Genomic DNA, 15965 nt, shown 5'->3' on the forward strand with positions numbered 1-15965 from the left:
ATACATCAAGTGGCGCCTTTCCATCGAAAGGCGCCTGTTTTTTGGAGGAAATTATGTTTGATCCAACTGCTTTTGAAAATTTAAAGGTAATTGTGGAAGGAGCTGTCTATGATTTCGATTTACACGGTGATATTCTCGTAACGGATCGAAAAGATGTGATGGACCTTGCTTCATTAAGTCGTATGTATAGTATTTCATTTCAACTAACAGAAACATTTAAAACGATGGTAGAGGCGACATTTTCACTATCTGTTGATGCAAAGAATTTATCAGGTGAAATATTAGAAGTACCTCAGTTTATACCAGGTTGTGAAATGAAGCTGGAATTCTCGTTCGAAATGGAGCAACCAGAGATAGGATGCGAAGAAATTGAAACTTTATTGCATTCTATATGGGGAAAAGAGCGAATGATTACGCAAAAAATTTCATACGAATATAATAAGCAAGCGATTTCATATCATAATAAGGTAGAGGTTCTATTTCAAAAATCGATTACAGAAGACCATGTTGATGATTTAATAGCTGTTATTTCACACATGATAGAAACGGTGCGAACAATACAACATTTTCTTCAAAAATAGAGATAAAGGAGAAAAACAAATGATAAAAGATATGCAACCATTTTTACAACAAGCTTGGGAAAAGGCTGGTTTTAAAGAATTTACTGAAATTCAAAAACAAGCGATTCCAACTATTTTAGAAGGACAAGACGTTATTGCTGAATCTCCAACTGGAACAGGAAAAACATTAGCGTACTTATTACCACTTTTACATAAAATTAATCCTGAAGTTAAACAACCTCAAGTTGTAATTTTAGCGCCAACTCGTGAACTTGTTATGCAAATTCATGAAGAGGTTCAAAAGTTTACAGCAGGAACGGATATTTCAGGTGCGTCTTTAATTGGTGGTGCGGATATTAAGCGCCAAGTTGAAAAATTAAAGAAACATCCGAGAGTTATTGTCGGTTCACCAGGACGTATTTTAGAGTTGATTCGCATGAAAAAATTAAAGATGCATGAAGTGAAAACGATTGTATTTGATGAGTTTGATCAAATTGTAAAACAAAAGATGATGGGTGCTGTACTTGATGTAATTAAATCAACGATGCGCGATCGTCAATTAGTGTTCTGCTCGGCGACAATAACAAAAGCTGCAGAAGATGCGGCACGTGATTTGACAGTTGAACCACAATTAGTACGTGTAACACGTTCAGAGGCACAGAGCCTAGTTGAACATACGTATATCGTTTGTGAGCGTCGTGAAAAAAATGATTATATTAGAAGAGTTATGCATATGGGAAATGTAAAAGCAGTTGCCTTCTTAAATGATCCATTCCGTTTAGATGAAATTACTCAAAAACTGAAGTTCCGTAAAATGAAAGCAGCAGCACTTCATGCAGAGGCAAGCAAACAAGAGCGTGAAGTAACGATGCGCGCGTTCCGTAGCGGGAAATTAGAAATATTACTTGCTACTGATATTGCAGCACGTGGATTAGATATCGATGATTTAACACACGTAATCCACTTAGAGTTACCAGACACAGTAGACCAATATATTCACCGCTCAGGACGTACTGGACGTATGGGCAAAGAAGGAACAGTTGTTTCTCTTGTAACAGAACAAGAAGAGCGTAAATTACTTCAATTTGCGAAAAAATTAGGTATCGTGTTTACGAAACAAGAAATGTTCAAAGGAACATTTGTAGAATCGAAACCACCAGCACCAAAGAAAAAGAAACCAGCTTTTACTGGGAAGAAAAAACCTAGATAAATGAATGAAAAGACGTAACTATGCGTAGTTACGTCTTTTATGTTTATTGGTAAAGTAGTGAACGAGTCAGTCGATAAATTTCGTGAAGAAATACATATAAAATAAAAATGTTACAGTTGGCGAAATGGTAACTAAGCCTTCTGGTAAAGTGTTTAACTTTGCTGATAGTGAAGGGAATTACTTTGCATTGAGACTCCCGCGACTAAAGTCGCAAGCCCGAATCCTTACGGATTTACGGGTGGGATTCTTGAATGGCTAAGCGTTCGCAGTCCATTTCTGTTTTGAACAGCCTTCAAGATAAGGGCATCTCATTGCCCCTCCTAAACCAGACCATATAGGTGCTTAGGCTGATTGACTGTTACCATCAATCACAGTTGCGTAGCGAATATTCATCGCTCCAACGATATCACGATGTGTCTTAAACCCACATGGACACTTGTATTTTCTATCCCGAGCCTTATTCTTTTCAGCACATTTCGGACAACTTTGACTTGTATAAGCTGGATTCACATATTCAATCTGAATACCAGCTATCGTTGCTTTATAAGCAATAAATTGTGCCAAACGATAGAATGACCAAGTGTGTAGGTTCTTTTCGTTTTTACGGCTTGTTCTTGCCGACTGTCTTATATTCGTTAGTTGTTCTAATCGAATGACAGAAATCTGATTAGCAATCGCAAAACCAATGATTTCACGACTTGTTTTGTGATCTTTTTCTTGCATCCATCTTTGTTCTTTATCATCAAATCGCCGAATGGCATTCACTTTTTTGTCTTTTCCTAACTTCTTACGAACACTCCGAAACTTACGCTTCCTATATTTATTTTGCCTACCATTCCCAAAGAAACGAACCTTGTCATCATCTGTGATTGCTACTGCAGGGACCTTGAGACCTAGGTCTATCCCTAAAACTTTCATTCCTGCTTTTTCATTTGTAGGAAGTGTGACAGATATTTGGGCCATCCACTTATTCGATTTCTTTGTGATACGAAGTGTACCTAACTTATGTTTTAACAAATCCAAATTGTGATTTTTTTTATCGATTAATAAAGCACGGACCTTTAAACGAGTGGACTTTCCCTTTACCTTAAACGGGATTGAAATATGAGTGGAGTCAAATGAATAATTTTGATTGTTCCATACACAAACAGGTTTCTTTAGAATCGGAATGATTTTATAATTACTTTTCTTTACTTTTGTAGCAAACATACTTTTCGCATCTTTAATCGCTTGATTCTTCACTGCACTTGGGATATTTGCTTCAATATCTTTTGTGCTTTTTTTCGTACTTTTCTTTGCTTCCACCATTTCCGATACAAGTGTATTTATAACTTTGATATATTCTTGACTGCTTTGTTCCAATAAACGGATTTGTTCTTTTGTTGGAATCAATTTCACTTTCACTGTTAGGGTCTGTGACATACGTTTCATCCCCTTGTTTTTTGATTTTCAACATATTTTCATTTGCTACATTTTTAGCTGTAGAAACAAAATAAGAACGTGTCCATAAACTTTGCAACGTTCTTCTATAATCATTTACCATAGTTACAATGTATCATTTATTTTCGAAAAATCACAACAAAAAGCCCCAATGAAACTACCTATACTTTGTATACTTAAAGTACCACGAACCTTACGATTTTTAGTGGTACTCCGTATCCAACCTCACTTTCATCACATGCCTAAAGGCGATGGGCTTTCTCGTTCGGAAAGGGCTGTAATGGAAAAAATAAATAATTATATAGTTATGTAAAAATCCCCCTTGTATATAATGAGGGGGATTAAATATTTGAAGTGAATTTTTTATTAGAGAGTTGTTCTATATAAAATGTTCCTTTTTCAATAGCAGTCTCAATATAACCAACGATTTGATCAAATGAAAACACTTGTAAGTTTTCGTGCAAGTGTTGCTCAGAGTATAGCATATCTTCAAAAATATATTGCCGAAAAGCTAAAACATTCTCTCTAGAAACCTCCTCGATATTCACAATGTTAGCCTCTTGATTAAGTAGGGCGAAGAGCTGTTGTTCTTTATCGTAATGATGCAACAATTGTGCGTTCAATAATTTAAAATCGTTATAGTACATAGGCGCGATAGTTTCGTCGTTCTCAATTCGGTTTTTTAGCCAAGGTAGAAAAAATCCACTTAGCCAATTATCATCGGCAATGAGGTGGATATAATAACCTAAAATATAAGAGGAATCCATATGATCTTCATATTTATGAATAAATGAATCATAATCTATTCTTCTCGTATAGTTCTTCGTTGTACCAGCGTAAAAATGTGAAGTTCCTTTTTCTTCTTTTGAATGAACCGCATCAGGGGCTACACCACCAAGTAAGAAAGAAGTTTTATCTTGGATAGAAAGTTTCTCAGCAATACCGCTCGCGATAATGATATGCATAATTCGTGATCCCATGAATAACACCTCTATTTCATGTATTCATTTTAGGGAGCTGTCTGAACGTGTAGTATTACTTTCCCTGTACTTTGTCTACTTTCGACCCATTCATGTGCTTTCCCTGCATCTTGAAGAGGGAAAGATTTCGTAGCTTTAATTTGTAAACTTCCATCGCGTAAATAACGGAAAACTTGATTCGCAGTTTCTTGAAGCAATTCAGGACGTTTTTTCCGTGTAGTGCCAAAGCTGAAACCGAGTATAGAACGGCAACTTGCGTGTAAATCTTTCGTTTGAAAACTACCAATTTCTCCGCTAGCATTGCCGAAATGGACGAGACGACCGTAATAAGCAAGGCATTCTAAACTTCTTTCGGACACAGTACCAGAAATAGAATCTAAAACAATATTGACGCCTTCTCCGTTTGTAAGCTGAGTTACCCTCTCTACAAAATCTTCATCTTGATGACAAACAACATAATCAGCGCCAGCATCTAAAGCAATTTTTCTTTTTGCTTCATTTCCAACAGTGCCAATTACCTTTTCAGCCCCTAAAATTTTTGCGAGTTGAATCACTGTAGTACCAATTCCACCAGCTGCTGCATGAATTAGAATAGATTCACCTTGTTGAAGTCTTGCAACATTTGCTAGTAAATTATAGCTTGTAAAAGATACGATAGGACAAGCGGCGGCGGTTTGAAAGTCGACTTCATCAGGTAAAATGAAAGTAAGATTTTCGTTTGCGACAACATATTCAGCGTAAGAGCCATTTTGAGGAAAAGCAATGACACGCTGACCAGGATAAATGTTTTTTACATGAGAACCTACGTGTTCTACAACACCAGCTACATCTATCCCTGGGATAAAAGGTAAGGCTTTGTTTCCTTTTTTGCCATAACGTGATTTAATATCGGCAAAATTAACACTTGTAGCAACAACACGAATTAATACTTGATTTTCTGAAACAGTCGGCATATCCACATCAGTATATTTCATCACTTCAGGACCACCTAATGAAGTTACAACGATAGCTTTCATCATATATCCTCCTAAATTTGACTATATAAATCATTTTAAATCTTCATTAGGAATTGGAAAATTATATAATTGTTATGCAAGGCTATAAGTGAAGCTTATGAAGTTGTTAGATCATTATATTAATTGATACAAAAAAACTTTGAAAAAATCGAACGAAATGTCGTTTACTTGCCAATATATAGTGTAGGACAAAGGAGGGGTGGTATATGAAGGATGAAACAGTGTATGCAGATTTAATCCAATTAACTTTATCAGGCAATAAAGAAGCGTATAGCGAGTTGTATGATAAAACGATTCAAGAAGTATATAAGACGGCACATTTTTTAATAGAGGATAAAGCAGATGTAGATGATGTCGTTCAAGAAATATACATACAACTATATGAATCGATTCGTAAATACGATAGTGAGAAGCCATTTCGTCCTTGGCTAATTGGACTTGCGATTAAACAAATTCATTCTTATAGAAGAAAGAGGTGGATGCGACTACGAATTGTAAAAAAAGCAGAAGAGCAAAGAAAACCAGTACAAATTGATTTTTCTAGTGATGTTGTAAGTAAAATATCAAATCAAAAACTAATCGAACTCATTCATAAATTACCGTATAAATTGAAACAAGTTATTATCTTAAGATACTTACACGATTACGCACAAGAAGAGGTAGCACAAATATTACATATTCCAATTGGTACTGTGAAATCTAGAATTCATGCGGCATTAAAGAAACTACGTCAAAAAGAGCAAGTAGAAGAAATCTTTTTAGGAGAGGTAGGGAATGTGAAATGAGTTTAGATTGTAGAGTTAGAGAATCTATACAAGAAGAAGCAAAGGGGATTGTAGCCCCGCCAGAGTTAAAAGAAAAAGTGATCGTTCAAATAAAAATGAAGCGCGGGGGGAGTAAGAGGAAGAAACGTCTTATCGCAGGAGTGCTTGCGGCAGCATTCTTAATCCCGACAACCGGCTTTGCGTATCAATCTATTATGGCAGATGGTATATACGGGTCTTTTGAAAATTTAAAGAAGCATGCCGGAGCTATAACATTAGAAGGATACATGCGCTTTAATGCAAAATTATCGCAAGCGAAAGATGAAATGGGTGCAAAGGAATATGAAGAGTTTACAAAAGAACTAAAAAAATTAACAAATGCAAAGCTTGAGTACGGGGATTCGAACGGTAATATTGATTATGATCAATTATCGACAGTGAAAAGAGAAGAATTGAAAAAGGTAGAAATGGAGCTTCAGCCGTATTTTGATAAATTAAATGGTCATAAATCTAGTAAAGAAATATTGACTTCTACAGAGTATGAGCAATATATGGAGGCATTAATGGCATATCAAACCGTATTAGTAAAAACAAAATCGAGTGGTGGGATAACAGTAGACGAAGTACCTGAGGCTTACAAAGACAGATTTATTAAAGCGGAGCAGTTTATGGAGTATGTAGATGAAAAGGTACGATAAGTAGAAAAGCTCATAGCTATAGCTTTGAGCTTTCTTTATTGAAACGTAAATGTATTAACCACCTATTCCTTTTGCTATCAAGAGGAAATATACAACTACCAATATTACTCCATTTAGTGCAGTACCAACTATTCCGAATAACCAATTCTTTGATGCTATCGCAAAAATAATGCCGAGTAATGAAAATATACTTAGAATCACAATAATTAACGTTAAATTTGCATTAGGTCCTCTTAAAATAAAGAAAGAACATACACTTGCGATAAACATTAGAAACGAGAACCCCAAAAGTTTATACATAATAATTCTCCCTTGGTTGAAATATATTTTGGTCTAGTACACGATTTTCTTTAGTTTAACATAAATTCCCTATTTTATATTGAATATATGAACAATGAAAAACGAGTATAAAATCTACATGATTTTATACTCGTTTTGCTAATATTTAAATTTCCTTACGGCATGTATAGCGCCCCTTACAAGTAATAGCGCACTTATAAATAAACCGCCGTAACCAACGACGCTTAAAATTTGGTCATCAATTATATTTTTTCATTTTCGCATTGTCCTTTTGTATAAAACAATCTAATAGTGAATAACCCGCAATTAAGCTAATTATAGTAACGAAAGTGGTGTTCACGAGAATAATATTAGCTAAATAAGGTAGGTATTCGCCAAGTGGTGAAAAGAGTAGAGCTGGAGAAAAAGAAATAAATAGTGTAGGCACTGTAATAGCGATAAATTTATCTGGTTGAAAGCTCCAGTTTTGTTTACTCGTTTCACGATTAATGGATTGAAGGAATCGTAATAAAATGCCGACTACAAGAGGAAAGAGTGTATAGTAGAATAGCCTCGGATAAATGTTAAAGTTCACCTGCGCGTCTGTATCTAAATAAAATTGAATTTTTACTCCGATAAATAATAATAAGACGATAAATAATGTAAAGCAGAGGTATAGCATCACTTTTTGCATTCCATTCCACCATCCTTTACTAAAAATATATTCAAAGAAAGAAGAGATATACAATAACTACTGTTGTATATCTCTTCTTTACTGTTAGTTAATAGTTGTGTTTGTTTTCTCTTGCTTCGTGAAATAATCAATAATGCCCATTGCGCTAATTTCTATATCTAGATGTAAAATGTTATAAACGGAATGATTGGATGGGACGTTTAACTTTGTAAGATGAGAAGAGATTTTATCCATTAATAAAGTTTGTAATGCTTTAGTCGCCTCATCGAAATTATTATATTTTTCAAAGACATCTTTACCAGTATGAACGAAAATAGGTAACCAATGTTCAAGTTGGTTATATACTTCTGTAACATTGGATGATGCGCCGTAATGACCGAAATAAATAGTATCTACATTCATACTTTGAATATGATTTTTAGAAGCAATCATCGCATCTGGCTGGAATTGTGAAGGAGACGTTGATGGTAGATATAGTTCTACATCAAGGTCTGCGAGTTCTCTATAATAAATTCCTATTGTATCACCAGTAAAAATGCCGTTTGTTAATGAATCGTGAATGCTAATATGGTGCCTCGCATGTCCCGGTGTATCATAAAATGTGAGTGTACGGTCTTCTGCAATTTTTAATGTATCACCATTTTGTACAATATGAACACGTTCTTCTTCAATTGGAAGAATTGGATCAAAAAGTTTATCAAAATCTTCTTTGTACACAGCTTTTGCGCCAAGAATTAGTTTTGTTGGATCAATCATATGACGAGCACCGCGAGAATGCACATATAGAGTAGCATTTGGGCACTTTTCCATCATTAACCCTGCTGCGCCTGCGTGATCTAAATGAACATGTGTAACGATAATGTTTTTTACATCATTTAAATTAATATGTAATTGCTGTAAGCCGTCTAAAATATAGGGAAGAGAAGGGGCCGCACAAGTTTCAATTAAAGTAATATCGTCACCTAATAAAACGTATGTACCTGTGCGTTCATCATGTTGTAAGTCATAATCATCAATAAGATATAGATGAGAAGATAGTTGTTCTACTTTTTTCATACTTACCACTCCTTATATACGGTATGTATCTATTATACGCTAAAAACAGAAAAAGACAGAAAACGAAAGCTCGTCTTCTGCCCTTTTGTAATGTAGTTATTTCGTTTGTTCTTTATTGATAGACATAACGAACAGTCCAACAATGCCGCCAACGATCGGAAGCATAATCTCTCCTGCTAAATTAAAGTAGGAGCTTAAGAATAAACCATTTACATCGATTACCCAACCAGTAACATACAATAACATCATATATAGTACGAAATAAAACTCTCGATTTGAAATCGTTTCATGTTGTGCAGTTTTCATAATGAACACCATCCTTTTCTTTTATAATGGAATATAAACTGTCACATTTTGTTCACAATTAAATTGTAAAACTTTCCATCATAAAAGTCTAGTAATTTGTGTCGAATTTTCGAACGGAAATAAAGAACTGTCATTTCGGTGTGTAAGTACGTAATAAGAGCCGTATATTCATGAATGTAGTATAGTATAAACATAGAATGATAGTGAAGAGAGGGGCAAGGACAATGACAATTTATGATTTTTCAGCTAAAACAATAACAGGAGAAGATAAATCGTTAAAAGATTACGAAGGAAAAGCACTTCTTATTGTAAATGTAGCTAGCAAATGTGGTTTTACACCGCAATATAAAGGATTACAAGAAGTATATGATAAATATAAAGATCAAGGATTAGAAATACTAGGTTTCCCTTGTAATCAATTTGGAGGACAAGAACCGGGAACGGAAGCTGATATTACTAGTTTTTGTGAATTAAACTATGGTGTAAACTTCCCGATGTTTGCGAAGGTTGATGTGAAAGGTGATAAGGCTCATCCACTATATACATACATGACAGAACAAGCGCCAGGTTTACTCGGTATGAAAGCAGTGAAATGGAACTTTACTAAGTTTTTAATTGGAAAAGACGGGAAAGTAGTAGGGCGTTTTGCACCGCAGACGAAGCCGGTGGATTTAGAGGTTGAGATTGAGAAGGTACTTGGGGAATAATTAGGAGTTTCACTTTATTAACAAACGCCTCAAAGAACAATGTAGTTCTTTGAGGTGTTTTCTTTAAACTCACATTATCAAGATTAAATCACTCTATCGTAGTCGTTTGATTTAGGCAGAGAAGCTGCTTTTTTCATAAGCACTTCCCATAAGTGTACGGATGTCTTCCATTCGGCTGCGGCCTGTTCCTTTTGATACATAGCGTTCTCATAACTGAAAGTAAGTTGTTGCATATCGGCCGAATTGTAAAGTGTATCGATGTGGAGAGCGTATTCTCGGAATGTTTGACTTTCACCCCGTGGTATGCCAATTCTCGCAAATTGTTTTAAAAGTGCACCGTAAGCTTTTTGATAAACAGCATCATCTTTTCGGTATTTATAGAAAAGAATAATAAAAAATGTAATCCATTTCATTCTAGTGGTGAAGAGAATGTATCCGATGATACTAATCGGTATCGTAGAGAGGAATACGTACCACCAAGAAAAATCATTTTTAGAATTTGTGATCTTTTTAGTAGAGGCTTCTTCTGTATTTTCTATTAAACTTTTGAGCTTTGCTTCATTGTTCCGTTGGTGTATTGGCTCGTTATTAGAATTATTTACTTCGTTATTTTGTGAAGTAGAAGCAGGAGTATTATTTGTAAAATTATAGGGATTAGTAAATCCTTTTGTTGGTTCGAATGGAATCCATCCGTATCCTGGGAAATATACTTCGACCCAAGAGTGTGCGTTATCGTTCGCGATTTTATAAACATTCTCACCTTCTGTACTAGCAAGTGTATTCTCCAGAGTTCCTTCTGCAAATCCTTTTACCCAGCGAGCAGGAATCCCGGCAGAACGAAGTAACACGATCATAGATGTCGAAAAATTATTACAGTAGCCGCTTTTTGTATCGAAAAGGAATTGATCTACATAATCTTGGTTTTTGGAAGGGAACAACACATTCATTGTTTCATATACAAAAGAATGGTCGGTAAAGTAGTTTTCAATAGCTAATACTTTATCATATCGGTTGTCTTTATCATTTGTTAGATTTACAGCTAAGTCTTTTACTCGCTGTGGTAATGATTCGGGAAGTTGCGTGTACTTTGTCATGAAATAAGGATTTGATTCTTGACCTTCATTTGTTTTTACAGCTTTCAAGTTTTCTATGGAAAACTCTGGGACCCCATATGTTACTTTATATGAATTTAAAATAGTAGAAGAATCTCCGTCCATCGTATAGATTTTTTCTGAAAAGGGGTCAACGCTGTATGATACATTAGAAGAAGCCTCAACTGATATTAATCCTGCTGGATAGGTAAGGTGTGGATAACTTTTTTTCATGGTGATTGTCGCCTCAGTGGCCTCCGTTTTTGTATTTTGTTCGTACCAGCTCACGACGTCGTTTTTATTTTTAAAAGAAATCTTTTTTTGATTTTCAGAAACTTCCCAGCCTTTTCCTGTATAAAAATCTTTCGTTTCGACTCTCCAATATTGTTTGTTTTGCGTTTGTGCTGTGAAAACAATTGTAGGATCTGCCTTAAAAGGACCGCCTAATCGCGAGTCATCTAAACCATATCCAATTTTAGAAACTTCTTGTTTTTTACTTGCTTCGGATGTGTTGAATTTTAAAAAATCCATTGGGTTTGGCCATTGAGGGCCAAATTTTGGAGCAAAGTATGCGATAGTTGCTGACAATACAATAAATATTGTAAGAGGTCTAAGTAATTTTGAGATTTCTCTAGCAAAATTTTGTAAGTGTTCCATCTCTCTTATTCGTTCTATGCGAAGAAGACTAAGCATAAAAAAGCCGATGACAATAGTACGAATAATAGCGTAGTTTGCATTGTATAAATGTAAGTTATGAAAAATGGTGATATAAATAATAGTCAATATAAGAAATAACAACCCACGTTTTTTATGAATCATCCAAAAAGAGATGAAAGCACTCAAAAACCAAAAGGATAAAAAAAATAAAAGTGTTGGAAAAACGGGAGAAATATCTAGCAAATTCCCCTGGAAAAACAGAGAGGAATTTCGAGAAATATCAGCAAAAAATTTCGTTAGCCAAGATGGATTTATAAAAGCATTTTTATAATACAGGAAATGAATGATGAATAAGATCGTGACGATCTTTATTGGAATCTGCCACCTTGTTTGAAAAAAAGAGAGAGTGAAGCAAATTCCTATAAATATTACAAAAATATCTAATCTACCTACGTTTGTAATACCTATAAGGGGTCTTAGCCATTCTAGTAAAAGTAGAAATGCACATACATGCATGAAGAATCTGCTCATATCCCATTTGTATTTTTTTCGTAATGTTATCATTTGCTCACCTCAAAAAACACGTTTGTATACCGGTTCCCATAAACCACATTTACAAATATTTTTCGTTTTTGTAGAGTTTCTAGAATACTTAGTTCTCGATGTGAGAGTTGATTTGCTTTTTCTTTCACGACAAACACCATTAATTTTCTATTTTTAATAGCGGCATAGTCAGCCGCCTTTTGAATATCGGGAGAAAGATCGCTTGTCACGAGTATAATCGTTACGGGCTCATAAATTTTTCTTAATTCCATTTCTACACTCCGGGAGAGCGGGAATACACTGTCTGCTTGTACTTTCGCTAGATGACAAAAGATTTGTTGTAACTGCGTATCACCATTGTCTAAAGGGAAAAAAGTTCGTTCTTTTCCGACAGACACGAATGACGCTGGTGAATTTTGCTTCAAGACAGCCCTTACAATAGAGGCGGAAAATGTTACGACTGATTCGAATAGAGGGGACTCAGTTCTGTCCATAAATATCATGATATTATGGCTGCGCTGTTGTTCAAACTCTTTCGTCATAATATTGTTTGTTCGGGCAGTTGCTTTCCAATCAATCCATGAAAAGCGGTCACCAGGTTTATAGTCTCTGACACCGACAGAGATTGTAGAGTCTTTTGCTAAATTTATATTTGCTGAAAGCGCTCCTTGTTCGAAATGATTTTCCAATTGTCGATACGTTATATCTACGTACTGGGGATAGACTAAAAATGTATCTAGAACTGAAAAAGTTACTTCTTTCTCCATCATACCGAATAGATCACCAGTTTTGACACGTACGCTTGAAAAAGTGTGCTCTCCTCTAGGGATTGTGTCAATTGCATATTGAAATGAAATATTTCGTTTCAATCCTGGAAAGAGTATTACCTTATTCACCTTCGTTTGTCTACAATTTGTAAATTGTGATGGCAGTTCATCTTCTATAATTAAATAAAGTAAGGGAAAAGGAAATCTTCTTTTTATTGTAATGGTGCTTAAAAATTGTTCTCCTGCTGCATATTCATTTTGGTTTGTTATTCGTTTTACTTCAGCGTCTCGTAAAGCGTAGAAGGGAAGTAGTAGTGAATAAAGACCAATAGGAATCGTACTGTAAAACAAAAACCAACTTACAAATCCTCCTTGAAGCATAGCGTACACAAATGTTAAGACTAGGCATAAAGGGATTAGCAATAACTTCGTAACGTGATATAGTGCTCGTAGTAGTCGTTTCATCAAAGGTTTTTCGTCCTTTGAGTCGGCACGGTAGTTCGTGCAACGATTTTGGCGATAACTTGTTCTCCTGTTATTCCTTCAAATCTTGCTTCCATTTTTAGAATGAGTCTGTGAGCTAAAACGTAAGGAGCTAAAAATTTAACATCGTCTGGAATAACATAATTTCTGCCATGGATGAATGCATAAGCTTGTGAAGCTTTCATTAAAGCGATTGAGCCGCGTGGACTTGCACCTAGCTGTATAGAACTATAAGAACGCGTCTGAGTAACAAGTTTTACAATGTAATGCTTGATTGCTTTGTCCATGCTTACTTCCCGTACGCTCTGTTGTAAATAAAGTAATTCTTTTATTGTAGTAATAGCTTGTAAATGAGAGAGTGGATTTGTTTTTTCCATCCGGTTTAAAATTTCAAACTCTTCTTCTGGTGTAGGATATCCCATTTTTAGTTTCAATAAGAAACGATCGAGCTGTGCTTCTGGTAAAGGATATGTTCCCTCATATTCGACCGGATTTTGTGTAGCCATTACAAAGAACGGTTTTGGTAACGGTCTTGTCATGCCATCTATTGTAATATTGCCTTCTTCCATACTTTCAAGTAAGGCAGATTGTGTTTTGGGAGATGTACGATTAATTTCATCAGCAAGTATAAAATTCCCTATGATTGGTCCAGGCTTGAACTCAAATTGGAGCTCTTTCGGATTATAAATAGAAACTCCTGTTACATCTGACGGCAGTAAATCAGGTGTAAATTGAATGCGCTTGTAATCAGCATCAATAGATTTAGAAAGAGCACGTACTAACATTGTTTTCCCAACGCCAGGAACATCTTCTAATAGTACATGACCTTCAGCTAAGAGAGCTGTCAAAGCTAAGATCGTTTCTTTTCGCTTTCCGACCATTAACTTTTCAATATTGTTAATTATTTTTTCTATAATGGGATGTAATGAATCAAGCTGGTGCATCGTAATCCTCCTAATGTTATTATCGTTTTCTAATCTATTTAGTGGAAAATAGAATTTATCTTTCTATTTGCGAGTAGTGAAACTTTTATCTTTAATTCTAAGAATATTCAGATTATTTATCTGATTACATCCAGTATAATTGTTTCCGTAACTAAGGGCAATATGGTAAATAATGATTTCTCGTTTTATGTGAAATACGTTTTGATATAGAGTAGTATCGTCGGTAAAAGTAGAAGAGGGGAAGGACAGGAAAGATTGACCTCAATGAGCAAAATAAATAGCGTAGGAAACCCTACGCGTAAAGTTTGGAACATATATTAATACGCCTTGTGATTAAAATATATATGAATAAAATAAAGTCGGCTTCACATGAAGAGGCCATCTATTTAAATTATTACACTCCTTTATTTTTTATCTTTTTTATATTCTTTTCGTTTATTTAACCAAATATGAATCAATTCTACCAATTCCATTGTTTCAATCTCACAATATTCTCCTTTCCCATCTTCGGCTAAATTGTCTAACACAGTAGTTGTGTCGTTCCGGATTTCTAAACCGCAAATGTTGCCATTTACTACTACATAATTTTTTTCTCCGTTTAAAACACTATGTATTTCTTCTAAAATCCAATCTCCAAAAGCTGAAACTTCAATTCCTAAAAAAGTTTCAACAAGTTTTATTTCTTGAGGAAGTCTCATAACTAAATCACTACTGTTAAGTACTTCAAAACTATATGGATATTTCATGACTATTTTACTCCTTTATTTCTGGCTTTAGTGACTCTATTTACTTCTCTATTAATCTCATAAGCTCTATTAAGGTAATAAATTCTTATACTATCATTACTCTTGTCTTACTTACATTTATAGTAAAAGTAGATTGTTATTAAACTTATTTATCCAATATTTCTCTGATGTAGGTATGAGTTCAGTGAAATCTTCATATGTACCTATCCAATCTTTTGGTACATAGTTTTCGTATGATGCCGGTTCTGGAAACATTGAATATAGTATTTTATTATCAAAGTTAATTAATAAGACTGGACTATAATCTAATAGATCTTCTACTGCATTCTTCCTTTTAATATTTTCAAGTAGTAAATAATTTAATTCTTCTTTAGTTGTTTTATATTGATTAATCCTTACTAAAAATACTTCTACATTTTCATGATCTAATACTTTTATTCCATTTCTTTCTTCCGTTTCATCATTATCTTCAATGCTTATACCTAAATTTTTATATGCATTATCTAATTTATTATAATCTAAAAACCATAGTTCTTTATCTGTTACATACCACCTAAACTCATTTTTATATATGACGGCTACTATAATGTTTTCTGCATAAAGCGGTTCTAATATCATAATCTACTCCTTTTATTATTATCTTAATATCCTACCATTCTGGTGTATTCTTCTCTTCATTCAATCCAAGTTGCTGGCAAATCATATGGGTTTCCTGGCGTTTTTTGTTCAACTATTTTCAGGATATTTACCCTTAGTATGTTGGATTGAAAGTATTGTATTTTCATTTATAAACTTATCTTACGATTTAGGCAAATCAAATTTAACTATTCCCAAATTACTTTCGCTATTATATAAGAAATTTTTTGCACGCTCATTATAATCTGTACTTCATCTTAAACTTTGCTAGAAGCAAGGAAGTAATTTAACAGTCAGTGAAGGATGTGAACCCTCCACAATGATTAGATTTTCACTTTTTTATATTTGTTCCGGAATTTTTGACAATCTCTTGAACTGTGCGAAATGT

Annotated in this window: 17 protein-coding genes; 5 read left to right on the forward strand and 12 right to left on the reverse strand. The window is 34.5% G+C overall.

Features of this window, described 5'->3' with window-relative positions:
* Positions 1-53: 53 nt before the first annotated feature.
* Both QCI77_RS10545 and QCI77_RS10550 read left to right on the forward strand, forming a co-directional pair.
* A complete protein-coding gene (locus tag QCI77_RS10545) occupies positions 54-581 on the forward strand; it encodes a hypothetical protein (RefSeq protein ID WP_002065080.1) in 528 nt (175 codons plus the stop codon).
* A gap of 19 nt (positions 582-600) precedes the next feature.
* Positions 601-1770 (forward strand): DEAD/DEAH box helicase, encoded by a 1170-nt coding sequence (locus QCI77_RS10550; protein WP_002012513.1) that lies wholly within the window; start codon positions 601-603, stop codon positions 1768-1770.
* A gap of 342 nt (positions 1771-2112) precedes the next feature.
* On the opposite strand, the gene QCI77_RS10560 is transcribed toward QCI77_RS10550, so the two are convergent.
* From QCI77_RS10560 to QCI77_RS10570, 3 genes are all read right to left on the reverse strand, one after another.
* Complete coding sequence (locus QCI77_RS10560) at positions 2113-3192, reverse strand: RNA-guided endonuclease TnpB family protein (protein ID WP_353824825.1); 1080 nt, start codon at positions 3190-3192, stop codon at positions 2113-2115.
* 359 nt (positions 3193-3551) lie between these two features.
* Positions 3552-4190, reverse strand: a complete 639-nt coding sequence (locus tag QCI77_RS10565) for a zinc dependent phospholipase C family protein (protein WP_353824886.1) — start codon at positions 4188-4190, stop codon at positions 3552-3554.
* Between the two features lie 29 nt (positions 4191-4219).
* Positions 4220-5206, reverse strand: a complete 987-nt coding sequence (locus QCI77_RS10570) for a quinone oxidoreductase family protein (protein ID WP_353824887.1) — start codon at positions 5204-5206, stop codon at positions 4220-4222.
* Between the two features lie 206 nt (positions 5207-5412).
* On the opposite strand from QCI77_RS10570, the gene QCI77_RS10575 reads away from it, so the two are divergent.
* Positions 5413-5991, forward strand: a complete 579-nt coding sequence (locus QCI77_RS10575; protein ID WP_113770886.1) for a sigma-70 family RNA polymerase sigma factor — start codon at positions 5413-5415, stop codon at positions 5989-5991.
* Positions 5988-6668 carry a DUF3600 domain-containing protein gene (locus QCI77_RS10580; RefSeq protein WP_113770887.1) on the forward strand — a complete coding sequence of 227 codons (681 nt, stop codon included), beginning with the start codon at positions 5988-5990 and terminating at the stop codon, positions 6666-6668. Before QCI77_RS10575 ends, QCI77_RS10580 begins: the two co-directional genes overlap by 4 nt.
* 54 nt (positions 6669-6722) lie before the next feature.
* Here QCI77_RS10580 and QCI77_RS10585 read toward each other — a convergent pair whose 3' ends face one another.
* The 4 genes from QCI77_RS10585 to QCI77_RS10600 form a co-directional block, all read right to left on the reverse strand.
* Entirely contained in the window at positions 6723-6968 is a 246-nt protein-coding gene (locus tag QCI77_RS10585; protein ID WP_113770888.1) for a hypothetical protein, read from the reverse strand.
* A 238-nt stretch (positions 6969-7206) separates the two neighbouring features.
* Positions 7207-7641: a hypothetical protein gene (locus tag QCI77_RS10590; protein ID WP_113770889.1), complete on the reverse strand. Its 435-nt coding sequence runs from the start codon at positions 7639-7641 to the stop codon at positions 7207-7209.
* 84 nt (positions 7642-7725) lie between these two features.
* Positions 7726-8697, reverse strand: coding sequence for an MBL fold metallo-hydrolase (locus QCI77_RS10595; RefSeq protein ID WP_193653511.1), 972 nt, complete (start codon positions 8695-8697; stop codon positions 7726-7728).
* Between the two features lie 96 nt (positions 8698-8793).
* On the reverse strand, positions 8794-9003 hold the full coding sequence (locus tag QCI77_RS10600; RefSeq protein WP_000844980.1) for a DUF3925 domain-containing protein: 210 nt from the start codon (positions 9001-9003) through the stop codon (positions 8794-8796).
* 224 nt (positions 9004-9227) lie between these two features.
* Here QCI77_RS10600 and bsaA point away from each other — a divergent pair, with 224 nt between their 5' ends.
* Entirely contained in the window at positions 9228-9710 is a 483-nt protein-coding gene (gene bsaA, locus QCI77_RS10605) for a glutathione peroxidase (RefSeq protein WP_064473982.1), read from the forward strand.
* 83 nt (positions 9711-9793) lie between these two features.
* On the opposite strand, the gene QCI77_RS10610 is transcribed toward bsaA, so the two are convergent.
* From QCI77_RS10610 to QCI77_RS10630, 5 genes are all read right to left on the reverse strand, one after another.
* Entirely contained in the window at positions 9794-12022 is a 2229-nt protein-coding gene (locus QCI77_RS10610) for a transglutaminase TgpA family protein (RefSeq protein WP_353824888.1), read from the reverse strand.
* Positions 12019-13233 (reverse strand): DUF58 domain-containing protein, encoded by a 1215-nt coding sequence (locus QCI77_RS10615; RefSeq protein ID WP_215601122.1) that lies wholly within the window; start codon positions 13231-13233, stop codon positions 12019-12021. Before QCI77_RS10615 ends, QCI77_RS10610 begins: the two co-directional genes overlap by 4 nt.
* Complete coding sequence (locus tag QCI77_RS10620; RefSeq protein ID WP_002141452.1) at positions 13233-14195, reverse strand: AAA family ATPase; 963 nt, start codon at positions 14193-14195, stop codon at positions 13233-13235. Before QCI77_RS10620 ends, QCI77_RS10615 begins: the two co-directional genes overlap by 1 nt.
* A 404-nt stretch (positions 14196-14599) precedes the next feature.
* Positions 14600-14941, reverse strand: a complete 342-nt coding sequence (locus QCI77_RS10625; protein ID WP_002031584.1) for a hypothetical protein — start codon at positions 14939-14941, stop codon at positions 14600-14602.
* Positions 14942-15058: 117 nt separating this feature from the next.
* Positions 15059-15559, reverse strand: a complete 501-nt coding sequence (locus QCI77_RS10630) for a hypothetical protein (RefSeq protein WP_002031586.1) — start codon at positions 15557-15559, stop codon at positions 15059-15061.
* Between the last annotated feature and the right edge of the window lie 406 nt (positions 15560-15965).

Source organism: Bacillus cereus group sp. MG9 (genome assembly GCF_040459995.1).
Lineage (GTDB): Bacteria > Bacillota > Bacilli > Bacillales > Bacillaceae_G > Bacillus_A > Bacillus_A mycoides.